Source organism: Pontitalea aquivivens (genome assembly GCF_046507575.1).
Classification (GTDB): Bacteria; Pseudomonadota; Alphaproteobacteria; order Rhodobacterales; family Rhodobacteraceae; genus Pontitalea; species Pontitalea aquivivens.
Genome location: NZ_JBKFEY010000005.1, coordinates 150163 through 169908 on the forward strand (window position 1 = coordinate 150163; position 19746 = coordinate 169908).

Here is a 19746-nt window from a genome sequence, read left to right on the forward strand (position 1 = left end):
GGCTTACTCCTTCCGGCTGGCAAGGGCGTTGACGGCGGCCACCGTGATGGCCGATCCGCCCAGACGCCCCTCAACGATCACACAGGGAACCGACGCCGCCGCGATCAGCGCAGCCTTGGATTCCGCCGCCCCGATAAAGCCCACCGGGCAGCCGATGATCGCGGCAGGGCGCGGGCAGGCGGGGTCTTCCAGCATGTTCAGCAGGTGAAACAGCGCGGTCGGCGCATTGCCGATCGCCACCACCGCCCCGGCCAGATGCGGGCGCCACAGTTCCAGCGCCGCGGCGGATCGCGTGTTACCCATCGCGCGGGCCAGATCGGGCACGGCGGGGTCGTGCAGGGTGCAGATCACCGCATTGCCCGCGGGCAGGCGCGCGCGGGTGATCCCCTCGGACACCATCCGCGCATCGCACAGGACCGGCGCCCCCGCCTCCAGCGCGGCGCGCGCGGCAATGGCCATGCCGGGGGTAAAGCGGACATGGCGTTCCAGCCCCACCATCCCGGCGGCATGGATCATGCGCACCACCACCACCTCTTCCTCGGGGGTGAACCGGGCCAGATCGGCCTCGGCGCGGATCGTGGCGAAGGACTGTTCGTAGATCTTCGCGCCGTCCTTTTCATAGACATGGGGCATTCAGGAAAACTCCGGTAAATCGGGCAGGTCGGCCGGGGTCAGGCCGCGGCGGGCGGGGCTGTCCTGGGCGGTGCCATTCGTGATCAGGTCAAATCCTTGCGCCGTCGCCACCAGCGTCAGCCCCGCACGCGCGGGCCAGGCACAGCCCTTGGCACAGCCCGCCACATGCAGCACCCGGCCCCCGCGCACAAGGGGCGCCAGTGTGCGGGCCAGCGGCCGGACCGGCCCCGCCGCCTGCAGACAGCCGGGCGCGCCGGTGCAGGCATAGACCCGCAACAGCGGATCGGCGGGGTCGGTGATCAGCCCCGCCAGCTGCGGCATGGCGGCCAGCCCCTCGACCAGCACCATCCGCCAGGGCGTGATCCGCAAGGGCCCCAGCGCGCCAAGGGCGGCAAAGGTTTCCGCCTGCATCTGACCGAATTCAAAAGCCACAAGCGCGCCTTGCGGGCACAGCCCCGGCCCCGGCTGCGGGCCTGCGGGCGCGGGCGCCAGGGTGCCGGCCAGCGCCGCTTCGGGCCGGGCGCCGCGCGCGATCAACGCCGCCATCCGGCCCCGCCCCTGCTGCACCCCGCCCGCCGCCACGAACCAGCGCGCCAGCGCGATGGCCGCATCGGGGGCCGACCTTTCACTGACCGGCGCGCCCAGATCCATGCCCGCCGCGCGCAGGATCAGCCCGCCATCCGCATCCCGTTCCAGCCGGATATCAGCGGGCGTTCCCGCCATCACCGGCGCAGGGCCGGTGTCGATCATGAAGCCGAACTTGCCCGGCAGCACCGGCGCCCCGGCCAGCGCCGCGCCAAGCGCGGCGGCCAGGGCATCGTCACGGGCGTCGGCAAAGGGCGTCACGATCAGGTTGCGCCGCGCCTCGGCGGCCGGATCGGCATCGATCAGGCCCAGCCGCGCCAGATCGGCGATCAGCCGCGGGTGGCTGTCGGGGGTGACCCCGCGCAGCTGCACATTGGCCCGCCCCGACAGATCGATCCGCCCGTTGCCATGCGCCCGCGCCGCCGCCGCGATCCCCGCCGCCTGCGCAGGCGTGACCCGCCCGCCCACCGGGCGCACCCGCACCACCAGCCCATCGCCCGACGCCATCGGCCGCAGCGCGCCGGGGCACCAACCCTGCACGGCAAAGCTCATGCCCCGTCCTCCAGCGTGGCGGCGATGGAATTGCGCCGCGTCTGCCACAGCCCCGCCGCGGCCAGCCGTTGGAACAGATCGCGCATCGCCGCCAGCGCGGCGGGGTTTTCGCGCGCCATGAAATCCACGATCTCCGCCCGGCCCAGGGTCGCGTCGTGATACATGTCGAACAGATGGCCGGGCACCACCTGGGCCAGCTGCGCAAAGGCCGCCAGATGATCCAGCGTCGCCGCAATCTCGGCCGCGCCGCGATAGCCATGACGCATCATCCCATCGGCCCAGCCGGGGGCCGCGGCGCGCGCGCGCACCACACGCGCGATTTCCTCGGTCAGGTTGCGGGCGCGCGGGCGGTCGGGCTGCGTCGCATCCAGATGATACAGCGCCGGCGCCGATGCCCCCAGCCGCGCCAGCGCCGCGGCAAAGCCCGCCTCATGCGCGGCATAATCCGCCGCCAGCAACAGATCGGATTCGGGCAGATCCTGCGCGTGAACGAAACTGTCGGCCCGGCGCAAACGCGCCTCCAGCCCGGCACGGTCGGGCCGCGCCCCGCCATCGGCCGCGATCGCCCAGCTGGAGGCCGCCATCCACGCCTCACCCGCCGCCGCGCGTGACGCGGGCGTGAAATCGGCGGTCACATCGCCAAGGCCCAGCCCATATTGCCCCGGCTGCGGCCCAAAGACCCGCGCCGCGCGGGCCAGATAGGGGTTGTCCTCATCCGCCTCATCCCGCGCGGCCAGCGCCGCCGCCCCGGTTTCGAACAGCTGCGCAAGGCCGGGGAAAACATCCCGGAACAGGCCAGACACCCGCAGCGTCACATCGATGCGCGGCCGCCCCAGCAAAGCCAGCGGCACCACCTCGACGCCCGACACCCGCGCCGCACCCTCATCCCAGACCGGCTTCAGCCCGGCCAGATGCAACGCCATGGCGAATTCCTCGCCCGCGGTGCGCATCGTGGCACTGCCCCACAGATCGACGACCATCCCCCGGGGCCAGTCGCCATGATCCTGCAGATGCCGGCGCAACAGTTCTTCGGCCAGCTTCACGCCCTGCGCATGGGCCGCGCGGCTGGGCACCGCGCGCGGATCGACCGAAAACAGGTTGCGCCCCGTGGGCATCACATCCGACCGCCCCCGCGCCGGGCTGCCCGAAGGCCCCGGCGCGACCCGCCGCCCCGCCAGCGCCGCCGAAAGCCCCGCCCGTTCAGCCGCCCCGCAGGCCCCCTGCCCCAGCACATGCAGACCGTCGCCGAACTGGCTTTCCTTGATGTCGCAGACAAAGCGGTCGATCCGGGTGATCGCCTCGGCGGCGCTGGCGGCGGCGGGGATGCCCAGATCGTCTTCGACGCCGCTGGCGCGCGCCTCGTCGCGGATATCGGCGATCAGCCGGTCGCGCCGGGCCGGGTCCAGCCCGTCGGCGGTGGAATATTCATCCAGCAGCCGTTCCAGCCGCACCATCCCGTCGGGCACCGTTGCGGCCACCATCGGCGGGGGCAGATGGCCCAGCGTCACCGCCCCGATCCGGCGCTTGGCCTGCGCGGCCTCGCCGGGGTCATTGACGATGAAGGGATAGATCACCGGCACCGGCCCGGTCAACACCTCGGGCCAGCAGGTATCGGACAGCGCCACCGCCTTGCCCGGCAGCCATTCCAGCGTGCCATGCGCGCCCATGTGGACCAGCGCGTCCATGCCCTGGGCGCGCAGCCACAGGTAAAAGGCCACATAGGAATGGCGCGGCACCCGGCCCAGATCGTGATAGGCCTCATCGCGTTCGCCGGGCGCATCGCGTTCGGGCTGCAGCGCCAGCAAGACCCCCCCGCGCCGGATCGCGGCAAAGTGGAAGGCGCCATCGCGGCAGGCCGGGTCATCGCCGGGCGCACCCCAGGCCGCCGCCAGATCCGCCCGCAGCGATGCGGGAAGACGGTCCAGCGCGGCCAGATAATCGGCCAGCGGCCAGCTGATGCGCGCCGTATCCAGCGCCCCGGGGTCCGGGCCGGGGGCCACCGCATGGCCCTCATCGGCCAGCTGATCCAGCAGCCCCCGGGCCGAGGCCAGCGCATCCAGCCCCACCGCATGGGCCATCTGCCAGGGCCGGCCCGGATAGGTCGACAGCACCAGCGCCAGCCGCCGATCCGCCGCGGGCGTCACCGCCAGCCGGTGCCAGGCCAGGGCCCGGTCCAGCACCGCCGCGATCCGCCCCGCATCGGCGCGATGCGAAAACCGCGCGTATTCCAGATCGGGGTCGCGCGGTTCGGGCGCCTTGAAGGACACGACCCCCGCAAACAGCCGCCCGTCCACCTCGGGCAGGACGACATGCATCGCCAGATCGGCAGGCGACAGGCCGCGTTCCGCCCCCGCCCAATCGCGCCGCCGTGCCGAAGACAGGGCCACCTGAAACACCGGGCAGGCAAAACGGTCAAAGGGCGTCGCGCCATCGGCCCCCTGCGCGGAAAAGGCCGTGGCATTGATCACCAGCGCGGGCGCCCGCCCGTCCAGCGCGGTTTCCAGCCATTCGCCAAAGCCTGCGGCCTTCAGCGACGGCGCAAAGACCCCACAGGCCGCAAAGCCCCGCGCACGCAGCCCCGCGATCAGCGCATCGACCGGCGCCAGATCCGCCGCCGTCAGATAGGACCGGTAAAAGCTGACCAGCGCCAGCGGCGCCCCCGATGGCGGCGGCGCAGCCAGGACGCCCGCATCAGGGTCATGAAACCCCATCGCAGGCATGCTTTTGTCCCCCGGCACCGGCCCCGCATAAAGACCCGAGGCCAGCGCCAGCTGCGCCAACGCGGCCTGCGCTGCGACAGCACCCCCCGCATCGCACAGGTCCTTCAGCCGCCGCAACGCCGAGACCGGCAGCGTCGAGATCTGATCCAGCCGCGCATCCGCCCGCCCGTCCGCAGGCAGCACGGCCAGCGCAATTCCCTTGCGCCGCGCCAGATCCTGCACACTGGCCAGCCCATAGGGCCAATAGGCCTCGCCGCCGATCAGCCGGATCAGGATGCCCCGGGCCCCCGACAGCGTGTTTTCCACATAGGTATCGACGGAAACCGGATGCCGCAGCGCCACCAGATTGGCCAGCCGCAGGGATGGCAGCGCCCCCCCCGCCCGCCGCCATCCGGCCGCGAAAGCGCCCAGGTCACTGTCGGAAAACGACAGAACCACCAGATCCGCGGGCCGCTGCCCCAGATCGGTCGGAACCTCGGTTTCCTCCAGCCCGTGGCTTTCGCGGAAGACGACATGCATCAGCCGGCAACACCTTCCATCAGCACCGCGCGGATCGCGGCCTCATCCACATCGTGATGTTCCGCGATCACCACCAGCGCGGATCGGCGCGGATCGGCGCCCCAGGGGCGGTCGAACTGATAACGCACCCGTTCGCCCACCGCCTGCACCAGCATCCGCATCGGCTTGCCTGCCACCGCCACATGGCCCTTGACGCGCAGGATCTTCTGGTTCCGCGCCAGCCGCTCGATCGCGGCCACCAGCGCGGCCGGATCGGCCACCTCGGGCAGGTCGATCACCACCGTGTCGAAATCGTCATGTTCATGGTCATCCGCGCCGTCATGATGGCTGGGCCGCGCGGCCAGGTCATCCTCGGCCGCGGCCCCCAGCCCCAGGATCAGCCGCGGGTCGATCACCCCTTCGCTCAGCGGCAGGATCGGCAGCGCGCGCGGCGCCTCGGCCTCGATCACCGCGCGCGCGGCGGCAAGCCCCGCCTCACCCGCCAGATCGGCCTTGGACAACAGCACGATATCGGCACAGGCGATCTGATCCTCGAACACCTCGGACAGCGGCGTTTCATGATCCAGGCTTTCATCGGCGGCGCGCTGCGCCTCAACCGCACCGACATCGGGGGCAAAGCGCCCCGCCGCCACCGCCTCGGCATCGGCCAGCGCGATCACCCCGTCCACCGTGATCCGCGACCGGATCGCAGGCCAGTCGAAAGCCTTCAGCAGCGGCTTGGGCAGCGCCAGCCCCGAGGTTTCGATCAGGATGTGGTCGGGCCGCACCGGACGCGCCATCAGCGCCTCGATCGTAGGGATGAAATCATCGGCCACGGTGCAGCAGATGCAGCCATTGGCCAGCTCGACGATATTTTCGTCGGGACAGTTCTCATCTGCGCATTGGCGCAGGATTTCGCCATCCACCCCGACGGTGCCGAATTCATTGACCAGAACGGCCAGCCTGCGCCCCTGCGGATTGGCCATCAGATGCCGGATCAGCGTGGTCTTGCCCGCGCCCAGAAAGCCGGTGATGACGGTGACGGGGATTTTGGTCAGATCGGACATGGCTCACTCCTGCGGGGGGATTCGGGCAAGGCTCTGCTTGCGAAAGATCTCGGGCCGTTCGCGCCAGGGCACAAGCCCGTCGGCACTTGCGGCATAACGTGCGGCACCCTCCAGGATGGCCGCGGCATCGGCCTCGGACAGCCGCCCATAGACATAGGACCACTTGCCCGGCGCGCTCAGCGCGACCGAACAGCCCTGCGAACAGGCCGACAGGCATTCGACCGGGCGGATGTCCACACTCTCGGGCACAGGCGCGGACAGCAGCGCCGCAACCAGCCGCGCGCCCGGGCGCAGCCCATCGTCCGCACCCGAAGCCGGCGCGTCCCCGGCCGCGGCGCGGCAGGTCTGGCAGACGTATAGCGTGGCGGCCATGGCCCCTCCTTGCTGGGCCAGAAGGGCGGCGCCAGGGACAAAGGCGGCCCGCGGCGCGCTTTTGCCCTCCGGTCGCGGAACACCCCGTCCGCCCGTAAACATCCCGCGCTGGCAGGTCTCCCGGCTTGCGGATCCAGGGTTTCCCCAACGGACGCCCGCCTTCCCGGCCGATCGGGCCAGTGGCATCGGGCGACCTTTCCGGTCACGGTCGCGGGGGCGGCTGCGCTTCGGGTTTGCCCGCAAACCCTGTCGCATTCCCTCTTCGCCTGTCATAAACAGGAACCAGCGCTCGGCCCCTGAGTGGGCGAGCCGCTCTCATTTGTCAAGAACGAGGACCGCCGCAATGACCGCCGAAAGCGACAGCCCCCCCGGACCCGACAGCCCCGATGCCGGCCGCCACGCCGCGAAAATGGCCAAAAAAAAGGCCGCGCGCGACAAGATCATGGCCACCAAGTCGGGCGAAAAAGGGCTGATCATCGTCCATACCGGGGCGGGCAAGGGCAAATCCTCATCCGGGTTCGGGATGATTCTGCGCTGCATCGCCCATGGCATGCCCTGCGCGGTGGTGCAATTCATCAAAGGCGCCTGGGATACCGGCGAACGCCGCCTGCTGACCGAACATTTCGGCGATCTGTGCCAGTTCCACGCGATGGGCGAAGGCTTTACCTGGGAAACCCAGGACCGCGACCGCGACATCGCCGCCGCCCGCGCCGGCTGGGAAAAGGCCAGGGAACTGATCCGCAATCCCGACATCCGCATGGTGCTGCTGGATGAAATCAACATCGCCCTGCGCTACGATTATCTCGACCTGGCCGAGGTGCTGGATTTCCTGCAACACGAAAAGCCCCCGCTGACCCATGTCGTCCTGACCGGGCGCAACGCCGCCGAGGGCCTGATCGAGGCCGCCGATCTGGTCACCGAGATGACCCTGATCAAGCACCCGTTCCGGTCCGGCATCAAGGGCCAGCCGGGGGTGGAATTCTGATCCCCGCGCCGGGGGCGCCGCCCCCGGACCCCCGAGGTATTTCCGGCAAGATGAAAGCAGGAATTTCTTAATGATGTTCGGCCAACCTGCCGCTGCGGTACAGGGAGAGGTCCCGATGACCGCGCAAGGTGAAAGCGCCGCGTCTCCCCCGGATCACCGGCCCGAGGCGCGGCGCCCATGCGCGCTTGCCGCTTTCATCTTGCCCCCAAATACCTCCGCCGGAGGCTTCCGCAGGCAACGAGCTTGCCACGTCGGGGGGATGCGATGACCGCACTGATGATCCAGGGCACCGGGTCGAACGTGGGCAAGTCCATGCTGGTCGCCGGACTGTGCCGGGCGGCGCGGCGGCGCGGGATCGCCGTGGCGCCGTTCAAGCCGCAGAACATGTCCAACAATGCCGCCGTCACCGCCGATGGGGGCGAAATCGGGCGCGCGCAGGCGTTGCAGGCGCTGGCCTGCGGGCTTGATCCGGTGACCGACATGAACCCGATCCTGCTGAAGCCCGAAAGCGAGGTCGGTTCGCAGGTCGTGGTGCAGGGCAAGCGGCTGACCACCGTGCGCGCGCGCGACTATGCCCGGCTGAAACCGCAACTGATGTGCGCGGTGCTGGACAGTTTCCGCAGGCTTTCGGCGGCCTATGATCTGGTGCTGGTCGAGGGTGCGGGCTCGCCGGCCGAGGTGAACTTGCGGGCGGGCGATATTGCCAACATGGGCTTTGCCCGCGCCGCCGATCTGCCGGTGGTGCTGGCCGGCGACATCGACCGCGGCGGCGTGATCGCGCAGATGATCGGCACCCAGGCGGTGTTGGACCCGGCCGATGCGGCGATGGTCGCGGGGTTCCTGATCAACAAGTTTCGCGGCGATCCGCGACTGTTCGACGATGGCTACCACCTGATCCAGGCGCGCACCGGCTGGCGCGGCTTTGGCGTGCTGCCCTGGTTTCCCGCCGCCCACCGCCTGCCGGCCGAGGATGCGCTGGATCTGTCCCCGGGCCCCGCGACGGGGGGCGTCAAGATCGCCTGCCTGACCCTGTCGCGCATCGCCAATTTCGACGATCTCGACCCGCTGGCCGCCGAACCCGGGGTGTCGCTGGTGATGGTCCGCCCCGGCCAGCCGATCCCGGCGGATGCGCGGCTGGTGATCCTGCCCGGCACCAAATCGACCCGCGCCGATCTGGATTTCCTGCGTGCCCAGGGCTGGGACATCGACCTGATCGCGCATTACCGGCGCGGCGGGCATGTGCTGGGCATCTGCGGCGGCTATCAGATGCTGGGCCAGTCCGTCGCCGACCCCGACGGGATCGAGGGCCCGCCCGGTGAGACCCCGGGCCTGGGGCTTCTGGACGTGACAACCGTGATGACGCCCGACAAGCGGCTGACCCGCACCCATGCGCGCCATGCCGCGACCGGGCTGGCGGTCGAGGGCTATGAGATCCATATCGGCGCGACCGCTGGCCCGGATCGCGCGCGCCCCTTCGCCTGGATCGATGGCCAGCCCGAAGGCGCAATCTCGGCCTGTGGCCGCGTCACGGGCAGCTATCTGCACGGGCTTTTCGCCGCCGATGCCTTTCGCGCGGCCTGTCTTGCGCAGTGGGGGGCGCAGGCATCGGGGCAATCGCATGCCGCGGTGGTCGACCAGACGCTGGAGGCGCTGGCCGATCATCTTGAGGCGCATCTGGATGTGCCGGGCCTTCTGGCCTTGGCGCGTTAGCGGTCCTGCCACCAGCTGGGCAGGTTTTCCTGCCAGCCCGCGCGATGCAGCAGCGGCGTGTCATCGGTGAATTCCGGATAGCCCAGGCACAGATAGGCCGCGAATTCCCAATCCGGCGGCACGGCAAAGATAGCCTCGATCCGGCGCGGGTCCAGGATCGACACCATCCCCAGCCCAAGGTTTTCCACCCGCGCGGCCAGCCACAGGCTGTGGATCGCCATCGCAGTGGACTGGCGCAGCGTTTCGGGCATGGTGGCGCGGCCAAGGCCATGGCCCGCCGCCGGATCGGTGACGGTAAAGACCGCCAGCTGTTCGGGCGCGGCGTCCAGCCCCGCCAGCTTCAGCGCGGCATAGCTGTCGCGCCGTGCGCCGGCATAGCCCTGCGCCGCCGCGGCGTTGCAGCGCGCGAATTCGGCCCGCACGGCCGCGCGCAGCGCGCAATCGCGCACCCGGATCACCCGCCAGGGCCGCGCATTGCCCACCGAAGGCGCGGCATCCATCGCCGCGACAAGCCCGTGCAGAACCGGCGCGGGCACCGGATCGGGGCGGAAATGGCGCACATCGCGCCGCCAGCGCAGGATGGCGCGCAGCGTCTCGCGGTCTTCGGGACCGAAGATCATGGCGTGGCCAGCGCGCGGGCCAGCCGGTCCCATTCCGCCGTGCTTCCGGGCAGGCCAAGCCTGATCCAGCGGGGCGAATAGGGAAAGATCCGGCTCCAGATCCGGTGGCGCGCCAGCCGGTCCTGCGCCGCGGCGGCATCGGGCGTGTCATAGGTGCGAAACAGCGCCGTCCCCCCGACCAGCGCCCAGCCTGCGGTTGCGGCCAGCGCATCGATCTGCACCGCCTCTTGCGCCAGCCGGGCGATGGTGGCCCTACGCCAGGCATCATCGGCCAGCGCCAGGCGGCCGATTTCCAGCGCGGCGCCACAGACCGGCCAAGGCCCGGCCATCTCCTCCAGCCGGGCCACGGTGTCCGCCTCGGCAAAGGCAAAGCCCAGCCGCAGGCCCGCCAGCCCCCAGAACTTGCCGAAGGACCGCAGCACGACCAGCCCCGGCACCCCACCCGCCGCCGCGATCAGCGAAAGGTCGGGGTCGGCATCGGCAAAGCTTTCATCGACCACCAGCCGCCCCACCTGCCCGGCCAGCGCGCGCAGCGCGTCGGGCGCATGGCGGCGGCCATCGGGATTGTTGGGGTTGACCACCACCGCCAGATCCGCGCCTGCCAGATCGGCCAGGCGCGCCACCTCCTGCACCTGCCATCCGGCGGCGCGCAGATTGGCGGCATGTTCGTTATAGGTTGGCGCCAGCACCCGGGCGCGCCCCACCGGGCCCAGCCGCGGCAGCATCTGAATGGCCGCCTGCGCACCCGCCAGCGCCAGCCCCGGCGCATCCGTGCCAAAGGCCGCGCGGGCGGCGGCCATCAGCGCGGCCTTGGCCGAAGCGGTGGGCAGGTCGGTCCAGGCCGCGCGCGGCAGGTCCGGCACCGGCCAGGGACAGCGGTTGATCCCGGTGGACAGATCGACCCAATCCGCCCCGCCATAGCGCGCCTTTGCCCAGTCAATATTGCCGCCGTGATCGCGCATCACATCCCCATCCAGGCCAGCGCCCCGATCAGCGCCGCCAAAGCCAACATCGCGCGGACGTAAAGCGCAAGCCCCCGGCACAGATCGGCGGGCGTGGGGTCCGGGCAGGCCCCGTTCAGCCAGGGTTCATCCGCCACCCGGTCGCCATAGATCCGCGGCCCCGACAGCCGCACCCCCAGCGCGCCCGCCATCGCCGCCTCGGGCCAGCCGGCATTGGGCGACCGGTGCGCCCGCGCATCGCGGCCCATCACCGCCAGCGCCCCCCGCGACCGGCCCGAGACCGCGGCAAAGATCACCCCGGTCAGCCGCGCCGGGATCAGGTTCGCGCCATCGTCGATCCGGGCCGAGGCCCAGCCAAACGCCTCATGCCGGGGGGTGCGGTGACCAATCATCGAATCCAGCGTGTTGATCGCCTTGTAGGCCGCAATCCCCGGCAGGCCCGCCACCACGCCCCAGAACAGCGGCGCCACGATCCCGTCGGAACTGTTCTCGGCCAGGCTTTCCAGGGCGGCGCGCGCGACCCCCGCGTGATCCAGCTGCGCCGGATCACGCCCCACGATCATCGCGACCGCCCCCCGCGCGGCTTGCAGATCGCCCGCCGCCAGGGGCCGCGCCACCGCCGCCACATGATCGTGCATCGAACGCAGCGCCACCAGCGGCCAGGCCAGAACCCCGCCGATGACAATCCCCGGCCAGCCCGCGGGCAGCGCGGCCTGCGCCACCAGCCCCGCCAGCGCGGCAAGGCCGATGGCCACCCCGGCCGCCGCCACCCCGCGCCCCCGCCGCCACCTGCCCGCAACATTCCAGCGCCGGTCCAGCACACCGATCAGCGCGCCGATCCAGGTCACCGGATGCCCGATGCGCGCATAAAGCGCGGCAGGCCAGCCCAGCAGCAGATCCAGGCCCATGGCCACCAGCATCATCGCGGCAAAACTCATCCCATCCCCCCCCGAAACCGGATCAGCCCGCGCAACCCCGCCGCCCGCAGCGCCGCCCCCGCCCCCGGCGGCACGGTGCCGGGCGCAAAGATCAGGCCCCGCGCCGCCCCGGTATGCGCCCGCATCCAGCCAAGCGCCCCCAGCCGCACCGCAAGCCCCGCCACCGGATCGCCCAAAGGCCCGCGCATGGCAAGGCTGCGCGCGGCACTTTCGCTGGCCAGCGCCGCAAACCCGGCCAGATCGCGCGTGCCCTGCCAGCGCGCCACAAGGTCACTGATGTCGGGAAAGGCCTGATCCGCGGCCCGGGTCCGCACCGGCCCGCCCCAGAACCCGCCCAGCACCTCATGGCGCGGCAGCGCGGGCAGCGCCGCCACGATCCGCCCGTCGCGCGACGCCCAAAGCTGCCGCTCGGGCGCGGCAAACATCAGCGGGTCCGACGCGCCCTCGGCCCCGACGCAGGCCCGCGCCAGAACCCCCGCCGGCCCGTTCCAGCCCGCCAGCCGCGCCAGCGCCACAAGGCTGGCGGTGGACACCCCCGTGCCCAGACCCGGCGCCACCCGCGCCCGCATCACCACGCGCCCGCGCAGCGACAGGCCCAGCCGCGCCAGAAAGACCCGCGCCCGCGCCGGGCTGATCCCCGCGCCATGCAGCGCCAGCCCCACGCCCGGCCGGTGCCACGCCAGAACGCCCAGATCCGGCGCCGGCATCGTGATCAGGACGACCGGACCCGCCGGCCCCAGCCGCCCCTGCATCCATTCCCCGAAATGCCCCGCAACCCGTTGCCCCCCCGTCATGCAAAGACCCGGTTGACCTCGGCCACCGCCCAGGCACCACCGGGCAGCGCCAGAATGCGCGTCAGCGACAGCGGCGCCACCTGGAACGCCAGCGCCCCGGGCACCGCACCCGTGGCCCGCGCCAGCGCCGCGCGCACCACGCCCGCATGGGCCACCACCGCGACCCGGCCACCCAGGGCCACCGCGGCGTCCAGCGCCGGCGCCACGCGGGCGCACAGATCGGCAAAACTTTCGCCCCCCGGCGGGCGATGCGCGGCCAGGGCCTGCGCCGTCAGATCGCCCAGATCGGGCAGATCGGCATAGGCCATCCCCTCCCAGCTGCCGAAATCCTGTTCCCACAGGCGCGGGTCCAGTTGCGGCGCCATACCGGGCCACAGCGCGCCCGCGGTCTGGCGACAGCGCAGCGCGGGGCTGGCCACCACCGCCACATCCCCCACCGCCGCGCGCACCCCCGCCAGCGCCGCCGCGCCCGACAGATCGGCCGCCACGTCGCGCCGCCCCGCCAGCCGCCTGCCATCAAGCGCCGGCGCATGGCGGATCAGCATCAGTTCGCTCGCCCCCCCTGCCCGCATCGTCGCATTTCTCCTTCCGTGTCGGCGCCATTTCTGCTTTGTCAGCGCGCAAGGAACAAGAGGCACGATGACACGCATCATCCTGATCACCGGCGGCGCCCGATCCGGCAAAAGCACCCTGGCCGAGGCGCGCACCCTGTCGCTGGGCCGCCCCGCGGCCTATATCGCGACCGCGCAGGCCTTTGACAGCGAAATGGCCGATCGCATCGCCACCCATCAGGCCCGGCGCGGGGCCGACTGGACGACCCATGCCGAACCGCTGGATCTGGTCGGCGCGCTGGCGGCCACCGATGGCCGGCCACGGCTGGTCGATTGCCTGACGCTGTGGCTGACCAACCTGATGCTGGGCGGGCATGACTGGCGCGCGGCGGCGCAGGCGCTGCTGGCCGCCCTGCCCCGGCAGAAATCGCCCGTGGTCTTTGTCACCAATGAGGTCGGCCTGGGCATCGTCCCCGACAACCGCCTGGCCCGCGACTTCCGCGATGCGGCGGGCTATCTGAACCAATGGGTCGCCGCGGCGGCGGATGAGGTCACCCTTGCCGTCGCGGGCCTGCCACTGAAGGTGAAATGATGCATATCTCCTCGCTTGCCGCGATCGCCGGCCTTGCCGAAACCCTGCCCACGGCGGATGAACCCGCCCGCGCCGCCGCCCTTGCGCGCCAGAACAACCTGACCAAGCCACCCGGATCGCTGGGCCGGCTTGAGGATCTGGCCCTGTTCATGGCCGCCTGGCGCGCCACCGCGCAGCCCGTCATCGCGCGCGCGCAGGCGCTGGTCTTTGCCGGCAACCACGGCATCTGCGCCCAGGGCGTCAACCCCTACCCGCAAGAGGTGACCGCGCAGATGGTCGCCAATTTCCAGGCCGGCGGCGCCGCGATCAACCAGCTGTGCCGCGCGAACGGCGCCGATCTGGGCGTGATCGCGCTGGATCTTGACCGCCCCACCGCCGATTTCACCACCGCCCCCGCCATGACCGCGGCCGAGACGCTGGCGGCCATGAACCGCGGCGCCGCCGCCGTGGACCCCGCCGCCGACGTCCTGATCCTGGGGGAAATGGGCATCGGCAATTCCACCATCGCCGCGGCCCTGGCCTGTGCGCTGTTCGGCGGTGCGCCCGCCGGCTGGGTCGGCCCCGGCACCGGGTCCGACGCCGAAGGCATCGCCCGCAAGATCGCCGCGATCGACAAGGGCCTGGCGCGCCACACCGGCCTGTCCGCGATGGGGACGCTGGCCGCCCTTGGCGGGCGCGAACAGGCCGCGATCTGCGGCGCGGTGCTGGCCGCGCGCGCCGCGCGCATTCCGGTGATCCTGGATGGCTTCATCTGCACCGCCGCCGCCGCCACGCTGCATGCCGCCGATCCCCGGCTGCTGGATCATTGCCTTGTCGGCCATGCCTCGGCCGAACCGGGTCACCGGCGGCTGATCGCCGCGCTTGGCAAGACCCCGGTGCTGGAATTCGACATGCGCCTGGGTGAAGGATCCGGCGCGGCGCTGGCGCTTGGCATCCTGCGCGCGGCGCTGGAATGTCACAACGGCATGGCCACCTTTGGCGAAGCCGGGATCAGCGACACATGACCGGCGCGGGGGCGGCCCGGACCCGGCTGGCGCAGGCAAGGCTGGCGCTGATGCTGCTGACGCGCCTGCCCGCCGGGCGGCTGGCGGACCCCGCCCCGCCGATCGGGGCCAGCCTGTGGGCCTTTCCGCTGGCGGGCGCGGCGATCGGCCTGATCGGGGCGGGCCTGCTGGGCGCGGCCCTGTCGCTTGGCCTGCCGCCCACGCTGGCCGCGGGGCTTGCGATCCTTGGGCAGGTTCTGGCCACCGGCGCGCTGCACGAAGACGGGCTGGCCGATCTGGCCGATGGCCTTTGGGGCGGGCGCGACCGCGCGCGCCGGCTGGAAATCATGCGCGATTCGCGCATCGGCAGCTATGGCGTGCTGGCGCTGATCGTGTCGGTCGGGCTGCGCTGGCAGGCGCTGGCGGCACTGGCGGGCGATGACCCGCGGCTGGCGGCGGCGGCGCTGATCGTGCTGGCGATGGCCAGCCGGGTGGCCCCCGCCGCGCTGCTGGCCGCCCTTCCCGCCGCCCGCACCGACGGGCTGGGTCATGCCGCGCGGGGCGGCGGCGGCGGTCAGGTCCTGGCCGGGGCCCTGCTGGCGCTGATCGCGCTGCCCGCCGTGCCGCAGGCCCTGTTCGCCCTGCCGGTGATGGCGCTGCTGGCCGCGGGCCTTGGGCGGCTGGCGCTGGCGCGCCTTGGCGGGCAGACCGGCGATGTGCTGGGCGCGGCGCAACAGGTCGCGGAACTGGGCGGCTGGCTGGTGCTGGCAGCACTTCTGCCCACGGGCTAAAGCGGCCAGACGATCAGCAGCAGCGGCAGGCTGACCGCCACCACCAACACCTCCAGCACCAGCCCCAGCCGCCAGTAATCGCCAAAGCGAAAGCCCCCCGGCCCCAGGATCAGCGTGTTGTTCTGATGCCCGATCGGCGTCAGAAACGCGCAGGACGCCCCGATCGCCACCGCCATCAGGAAACTGTCGGCGCTGACGCCAAGCGCCGCGGCGATGCCAAGCGCGATCGGGCTCATGACTGCGGCGGTGGCGGCATTGTTCATCACATCCGACAGGAACATCGTCACCACCAGAACCAGCGCCAGCGCCGGAACCGCATGCCCCTGCGCCACGCCCCGCACCAGGCCTTCGGCGATCAGCGCGGCCACACCCGTCGTCTGCATCGCATCGGCCACCGGGATCAGCGCGGCCAGCAACACCACCACCGGCCAGTCGATCGCGCCATAGACCTCGCGCCCGGGCAGCACCTTCAGCGCCACCGCCGCCAGCCCCCCCAGCGCAAAGGCCGGCGCCGCCGGGATCAGCCCGAACGCCACAGCCGCCACCGCGGCCAGCATCACCAGCGCCGCCCGCACCGCCTTGCCCCGTTCCGGCAGCCGCAATTCCCGCAGCGCCAGCGGCACACAGCCATGTTCCTCGGCAAAGCCCGCGATCGCCTCTTCCGGGCCCTGCATCAGCAACAGATCCCCCGACCGCAGCCGCAGGCTGCGCAGCCGCCCGCGCGTGCGCTGGCCGTCGCGCGCCACCGCCAGCAGATTCAGCCCGTGGCGCGTGCGCAACCGCAGATCGCTGGCCGACCGCCCGATCAGCGCCGAGGTCGGTCGCACCACCAGTTCGCGCAACGCAATCGGCCCCGCCTCGGCGGTCTGCGGCCCCTCGCCGTCATCGGAACTCGACCCCCGCTCCTCCAGCTCCAGCCCCAATTCCGCCAGCGCCTTGCCCAGCCTGGCGGCCTCGGCCTCCAGCACCAGAATGTCGCCCGCCTTCAGCTTGCGCGCACCATGCGGGGCGGTGATGCGCACCTCATTGCGGATCAACCCGATCACCTGCGCATCCGCACCCAGCACATCCTCGACCGCGCGCAGCGTCATGCCGGCGGCACGGCTGGCCTCGGGCACCCGCGCCTCGGTCATGTAGGCGCCGGTCTCAAAGCCTTCGGTATCGGTCGTTTCACGCACCGGCACCAGCCGCCAGCCCAGCGTGACCACGAACACCAGCCCCGCCAGCGCCACGGCAAGCCCCACCGGGGTGAAATCGAACATCCCGAATGCGCCCGGCCCCGCCTCGGCGCGGAACCCCGCCACGATCAGGTTCGGCGGCGTGCCCACCAGCGTGGTCATCCCCCCCAGGATCGTGCCAAAGGCCAGCGGCATCAGCACCTGCCCCGGCGCCAGATCGTGGCTGGCCGCAAAGCGCACCGCCACCGGCATCAGCAACGCCATCGCACCCACATTGTTCATGAACCCCGACAACGCCGCCCCCAGCCCCAGCAGCACCGCAAACCCGATCGTCCGCCCGCCCCTTTCGGGCAGCACCGCGCGCGCCAGCAGGTCGACCGCACCCGAGGATTGCAGCGCCTGGCTCAGCACCAGAACGCCCGCCACCGTGATCACCGCCGGATGGCCAAATCCCGCAAAGGCCCCCTGCCCCGGCACCAGCCCAAGGATCACGCAGGCCAGAAGCGCCCCCAGCGCCACCGCATCATGACGCAGCCGCCCCCACAGGAACAACGCCAGCGTCACCCCCAGAACGGTCAGGATCAGGATCTGTTCACGCTGCATCATCGCCCCCGTCGCCTTCCCGTCTTGTCGCGCGATTCCGCCGCCAGCGAAAGACCCCGCCACCCGCCGCCTCGACAAGCCCGCCCGGATCGGCTCTGATACGCCTGCCCCATCAACAGACCAGAGCACCCGCCATGACCGAACAGGCCGACATCGTCATCATCGGATCGGGCACCGCCGGCCTGACCGCCCTGGCCGAGGTGCAGCGCAAGACCCGCAACGTGCTGCTGATCAACGATGGCCACTGGGGCACCACCTGCGCGGCGGTGGGCTGCATGCCGTCCAAGGCGCTGATCGAGGCCGCGAACGCCTTTCACCGCCGCCATGATTTCGCGGCCTTCGGCATTTCCGGGGCCGGGTCGCTGGCCATCGACATTCCCGCGGTGCTGGCCCGCGTGCGCCGCCTGCGCGACGGCTTCACCGCCGGCCCCGCCGCCACGCCAGACCGGCTGGGCGCACGCGCGATTTCCGGGCGCGCGCGCCTGCTGGGCCCGAACCGGGTGGCCGTGAACGGACGACAGATTTCGGCCCGCGCGATCATCCTGGCGCCGGGCAGCCGGCCGATCCTGCCCGCCCCCTGGCGTGCCTTTGGCGACCGTATCCTGACCACCGACACCCTGTTCGAATGCCGGGACCTGCCCCGCCGCATCGCCGTGGTGGGCATGGGCGCGATCGGGGTGGAAATGGCACAGGCCCTGGCGCGGCTGGGGCCAAGCGTCGCGGGCTTTGACGCCGCCGACACGGTCGCGGGCATTTCCGACCCGGCGGTGCGCGATACCTTCCTGGCCCTGATCGGGCAGGAATTTCCCGTCCATCTGGGCGCGGGCGCCGAACTGGCCACCACCGATGACGGCGCGATCCGCGTCACATCGGGCGACACCGGCTTTACCGCCGATGCCGTGCTGGCCGCGATCGGGCGGCGGCCCAATATCGACGATCTGGGGCTGGAAACGCTGGGCCTGCCGCTGGACCGGCGCGGCATGCCGCCCTTTGATCCCGACACCCTGCAGATCGGCGATCTGCCGGTCTATCTGGCGGGCGATGCCAATGGCTACCGCGCGCTGATGCACGAGGCGGCGGACGAAGGCCATATCGCCGGGCGCAACGCGCTGGCCGAAACCCCGCAGGCCCATTGCCGCCGCACGCCCCTGGGCATCGTCTTTGCCAGCCCCCAGGTCGCCCGCGTCGGCCAGGCCTTTGCCGAAATCCGCGAAGACCGCCGCGCCATCGCCGAGGCTGATTTTTCCAAGCAGCCCCGCGCCCGCACCGCCGAAACCGCCGCGGGCCTGATGCGCATCTATGCCGACCGCAACAGCGGCCGCATCCTGGGCGCGGAAATGTGCGTGCCCGCCGCCGAACATCTGGCGCATCTGCTGGCGCTGGCGATCGAACGTCAGCTGACCGTGGCCGGAATGCTGGCGATGCCCTTCTACCACCCCGTTCTGGAAGAGGGGCTGCGCAGCGCCCTGCGCGATCTGGCCCGCCAGGTGCCGGGCAGGACCGGATCGGATCTGTCGCTGTGCCCCGGCACGGGCCACCCGGCGCTGGAATGATCGGTTCCACGTCCCCCCGAAGGGCGCGCCTGCCCTTGCGTGGTCAGCGGATTTCGACCTTCTCCAGATCCGGCAAGACCCGGCGCGCGGCATCTTCCAGCAGCGCCTGCAGATGCGTGGCGACATAGGCCGCGTGAAAACCCGAAGGCGCCTTCAGCGACAGATGGCCGGGGGCGGCCTCCTGCGGGCGCAGGGCCTCGAACCAGGCCCGGTAAAGGGCCGGGTGCTGCGCGGCAAGCACCGCCGCCACCTGCCCCCAGGTCGTATCGGCGGGCGGCAGGGTCGGCTGCGGAAACGGGATGACCTTGCCATTGGGGGCCGGGTCCGGCGTGGGCTGCATCCGTGCCACAAGATCGGGGCCGACCTTTTCCCAGGCCGGGCGGGTATCTTCCAGAATCCGCGCCATCCCCAGCCCGTAAAGCGTGACCCGCCCGCGCGCCGCCGCGCGCTTTTCCACCAGCCAGCCGCTGGCGCGCAGGCTTGCCATCTCGCGCTTGACGGTTCGCGTATCGACCGACCACAGCCGGGCGATTTCGGCCTGGCCTACGGAAAGTTCATCGCTCTGCCAGTTGTAGCGCGCGGTGATCAGACAGATCAGCCGCAGCGTCTGGCGTTGCGCTGTCTTTCCCTGGGACAGGGCATGCACCCCCAGAATTGTCAGAAGATCGTATTTCTGCACAGCCGCATTGCGGCCGACCGCTTTTCTGCCCAACATCTCACTGCCCTTTGGGGATGCCCCCGGATATGGACCTTATGGTCTCTTGTTCGACGGGATTGCCGCAGGGAAGCCAACGCAAATCCGACCGATATGCCCATTAGCGTCCGCCGGCACGATTCTGTCAAGCCGGGATTGCGCGCAGCCCTCGCCTGTCCCGTTCAAATGAAAAAGAAAAAGGTTCTTTGGTAATAGGGGACATCTTGTATGACCCCCCAATTGACAGAAATGTCCCCTCAACCCGTTGCAGATGGGTTTGTCCTGTCCCCCCATATTTCGAAAACCAGCAGCCGGATGCCGGTGGCGGCGCATCGGGGCCGATTCGATGGCTTTGGGCGTGAATT

18 protein-coding genes and 1 riboswitch are annotated in these 19746 nt (G+C 71.2%); of the genes, 6 read left to right on the top strand and 12 right to left on the bottom strand.

Translation table 11 applies throughout. The features are described from left to right. Positions 1–3: 3 nt before the first annotated feature. The 5 genes from ACK8OU_RS09185 to ACK8OU_RS09205 are packed head-to-tail and all read right to left on the bottom strand — an operon-like array spanning position 4 to position 6427. A complete protein-coding gene (locus tag ACK8OU_RS09185) occupies positions 4–633 on the bottom strand; it encodes a precorrin-8X methylmutase (RefSeq protein WP_410303078.1) in 630 nt (209 codons plus the stop codon). Next, positions 634–1770 (bottom strand): precorrin-3B synthase, encoded by a 1137-nt coding sequence (cobG, locus tag ACK8OU_RS09190; RefSeq protein WP_410303079.1) that lies wholly within the window; start codon positions 1768–1770, stop codon positions 634–636. It lies immediately after the preceding gene. Then, positions 1767–5009 carry a cobaltochelatase subunit CobN gene (cobN, locus tag ACK8OU_RS09195; protein ID WP_410303080.1) on the bottom strand — a complete coding sequence of 1081 codons (3243 nt, stop codon included), beginning with the start codon at positions 5007–5009 and terminating at the stop codon, positions 1767–1769. The genes cobG and cobN overlap by 4 nt, the downstream gene beginning before the upstream one ends. Beyond that, on the bottom strand, positions 5009–6055 hold the full coding sequence (gene cobW / locus ACK8OU_RS09200; protein WP_410303081.1) for a cobalamin biosynthesis protein CobW: 1047 nt from the start codon (positions 6053–6055) through the stop codon (positions 5009–5011). The genes cobN and cobW overlap by 1 nt, the downstream gene beginning before the upstream one ends. A gap of 3 nt (positions 6056–6058) precedes the next feature. Further along, on the bottom strand, positions 6059–6427 hold the full coding sequence (locus ACK8OU_RS09205) for a DUF1636 family protein (protein ID WP_410303082.1): 369 nt from the start codon (positions 6425–6427) through the stop codon (positions 6059–6061). Between the two features lie 93 nt (positions 6428–6520). Beyond that, a riboswitch (cobalamin riboswitch) is annotated at positions 6521–6729 on the bottom strand. Between the two features lie 41 nt (positions 6730–6770). Here ACK8OU_RS09205 and cobO point away from each other — a divergent pair. Next, the gene (gene cobO / locus ACK8OU_RS09210) at positions 6771–7412 is read left to right on the top strand and encodes a cob(I)yrinic acid a,c-diamide adenosyltransferase (protein ID WP_410303083.1); all 642 of its coding nucleotides are present in this window, start codon (positions 6771–6773) and stop codon (positions 7410–7412) included. Positions 7413–7676: 264 nt separating this feature from the next. Continuing rightward, positions 7677–9122: a cobyric acid synthase gene (locus tag ACK8OU_RS09215; RefSeq protein WP_410303084.1), complete on the top strand. Its 1446-nt coding sequence runs from the start codon at positions 7677–7679 to the stop codon at positions 9120–9122. Here the strand turns inward: ACK8OU_RS09215 and bluB are convergent. Genes bluB through ACK8OU_RS09240 form a run of 5 tightly spaced genes read right to left on the bottom strand, consistent with a single transcriptional unit; the run spans position 9119 to position 12981 of the window. Further along, positions 9119–9742 (bottom strand): 5,6-dimethylbenzimidazole synthase, encoded by a 624-nt coding sequence (bluB, locus tag ACK8OU_RS09220; protein WP_410303085.1) that lies wholly within the window; start codon positions 9740–9742, stop codon positions 9119–9121. The genes ACK8OU_RS09215 and bluB overlap by 4 nt on opposite strands. Continuing rightward, a complete protein-coding gene (cobD, locus tag ACK8OU_RS09225; RefSeq protein ID WP_410303086.1) occupies positions 9739–10704 on the bottom strand; it encodes a threonine-phosphate decarboxylase CobD in 966 nt (321 codons plus the stop codon). Before cobD ends, bluB begins: the two co-directional genes overlap by 4 nt. Continuing rightward, on the bottom strand, positions 10704–11642 hold the full coding sequence (gene cbiB / locus ACK8OU_RS09230) for an adenosylcobinamide-phosphate synthase CbiB (RefSeq protein ID WP_410303087.1): 939 nt from the start codon (positions 11640–11642) through the stop codon (positions 10704–10706). Before cbiB ends, cobD begins: the two co-directional genes overlap by 1 nt. Beyond that, positions 11639–12436: a propanediol utilization protein gene (locus ACK8OU_RS09235; RefSeq protein WP_410303088.1), complete on the bottom strand. Its 798-nt coding sequence runs from the start codon at positions 12434–12436 to the stop codon at positions 11639–11641. Before ACK8OU_RS09235 ends, cbiB begins: the two co-directional genes overlap by 4 nt. Then, a complete protein-coding gene (locus tag ACK8OU_RS09240) occupies positions 12433–12981 on the bottom strand; it encodes a histidine phosphatase family protein (protein ID WP_410303089.1) in 549 nt (182 codons plus the stop codon). The genes ACK8OU_RS09235 and ACK8OU_RS09240 overlap by 4 nt, the downstream gene beginning before the upstream one ends. Before the next feature lie 94 nt (positions 12982–13075). Between ACK8OU_RS09240 and cobU the strand changes: the two genes are divergently transcribed. The 3 genes from cobU to ACK8OU_RS09255 are packed head-to-tail and all read left to right on the top strand — an operon-like array spanning position 13076 to position 15353. Beyond that, complete coding sequence (gene cobU, locus ACK8OU_RS09245) at positions 13076–13579, top strand: bifunctional adenosylcobinamide kinase/adenosylcobinamide-phosphate guanylyltransferase (RefSeq protein WP_410303090.1); 504 nt, start codon at positions 13076–13078, stop codon at positions 13577–13579. Then, a complete protein-coding gene (cobT, locus tag ACK8OU_RS09250) occupies positions 13576–14583 on the top strand; it encodes a nicotinate-nucleotide--dimethylbenzimidazole phosphoribosyltransferase (RefSeq protein WP_410303091.1) in 1008 nt (335 codons plus the stop codon). The genes cobU and cobT overlap by 4 nt, the downstream gene beginning before the upstream one ends. Continuing rightward, a complete protein-coding gene (locus ACK8OU_RS09255; protein ID WP_410303092.1) occupies positions 14580–15353 on the top strand; it encodes an adenosylcobinamide-GDP ribazoletransferase in 774 nt (257 codons plus the stop codon). The genes cobT and ACK8OU_RS09255 overlap by 4 nt, the downstream gene beginning before the upstream one ends. Here ACK8OU_RS09255 and ACK8OU_RS09260 read toward each other — a convergent pair. Next, positions 15350–17263, bottom strand: coding sequence for an SLC13 family permease (locus tag ACK8OU_RS09260; RefSeq protein WP_410303093.1), 1914 nt, complete (start codon positions 17261–17263; stop codon positions 15350–15352). The two genes, ACK8OU_RS09255 and ACK8OU_RS09260, sit on opposite strands and share 4 nt — an antisense overlap. Before the next feature lie 5 nt (positions 17264–17268). Between ACK8OU_RS09260 and ACK8OU_RS09265 the strand changes: the two genes are divergently transcribed. Then, complete coding sequence (locus ACK8OU_RS09265) at positions 17269–18687, top strand: dihydrolipoyl dehydrogenase (protein WP_410303094.1); 1419 nt, start codon at positions 17269–17271, stop codon at positions 18685–18687. 43 nt (positions 18688–18730) lie between these two features. On the opposite strand, the gene ACK8OU_RS09270 is transcribed toward ACK8OU_RS09265, so the two are convergent. Next, positions 18731–19402, bottom strand: coding sequence for a hypothetical protein (locus ACK8OU_RS09270; protein WP_410303095.1), 672 nt, complete (start codon positions 19400–19402; stop codon positions 18731–18733). Between the last annotated feature and the right edge of the window lie 344 nt (positions 19403–19746).

Coding starts and splice junctions, on each gene's coding strand:
- cobT (WP_410303091.1), top strand. CDS start 13,576: ATGATGCATATCTCCTCGCTTGCCGCGATCGCCGGCCTTGCCGAAACC.
- cobD (WP_410303086.1), bottom strand. CDS start 10,704: ATGCGCGATCACGGCGGCAATATTGACTGGGCAAAGGCGCGCTATGGC.
- ACK8OU_RS09215 (WP_410303084.1), top strand. CDS start 7,677: ATGACCGCACTGATGATCCAGGGCACCGGGTCGAACGTGGGCAAGTCC.
- ACK8OU_RS09270 (WP_410303095.1), bottom strand. CDS start 19,402: ATGTTGGGCAGAAAAGCGGTCGGCCGCAATGCGGCTGTGCAGAAATAC.
- bluB (WP_410303085.1), bottom strand. CDS start 9,742: ATGATCTTCGGTCCCGAAGACCGCGAGACGCTGCGCGCCATCCTGCGC.
- cbiB (WP_410303087.1), bottom strand. CDS start 11,642: ATGAGTTTTGCCGCGATGATGCTGGTGGCCATGGGCCTGGATCTGCTG.
- cobU (WP_410303090.1), top strand. CDS start 13,076: ATGACACGCATCATCCTGATCACCGGCGGCGCCCGATCCGGCAAAAGC.
- ACK8OU_RS09235 (WP_410303088.1), bottom strand. CDS start 12,436: ATGACGGGGGGGCAACGGGTTGCGGGGCATTTCGGGGAATGGATGCAG.
- ACK8OU_RS09185 (WP_410303078.1), bottom strand. CDS start 633: ATGCCCCATGTCTATGAAAAGGACGGCGCGAAGATCTACGAACAGTCC.
- ACK8OU_RS09205 (WP_410303082.1), bottom strand. CDS start 6,427: ATGGCCGCCACGCTATACGTCTGCCAGACCTGCCGCGCCGCGGCCGGG.
- ACK8OU_RS09265 (WP_410303094.1), top strand. CDS start 17,269: ATGACCGAACAGGCCGACATCGTCATCATCGGATCGGGCACCGCCGGC.
- cobN (WP_410303080.1), bottom strand. CDS start 5,009: ATGCATGTCGTCTTCCGCGAAAGCCACGGGCTGGAGGAAACCGAGGTT.
- cobW (WP_410303081.1), bottom strand. CDS start 6,055: ATGTCCGATCTGACCAAAATCCCCGTCACCGTCATCACCGGCTTTCTG.
- cobO (WP_410303083.1), top strand. CDS start 6,771: ATGACCGCCGAAAGCGACAGCCCCCCCGGACCCGACAGCCCCGATGCC.
- ACK8OU_RS09255 (WP_410303092.1), top strand. CDS start 14,580: ATGACCGGCGCGGGGGCGGCCCGGACCCGGCTGGCGCAGGCAAGGCTG.
- ACK8OU_RS09240 (WP_410303089.1), bottom strand. CDS start 12,981: ATGCTGATCCGCCATGCGCCGGCGCTTGATGGCAGGCGGCTGGCGGGG.
- cobG (WP_410303079.1), bottom strand. CDS start 1,770: ATGAGCTTTGCCGTGCAGGGTTGGTGCCCCGGCGCGCTGCGGCCGATG.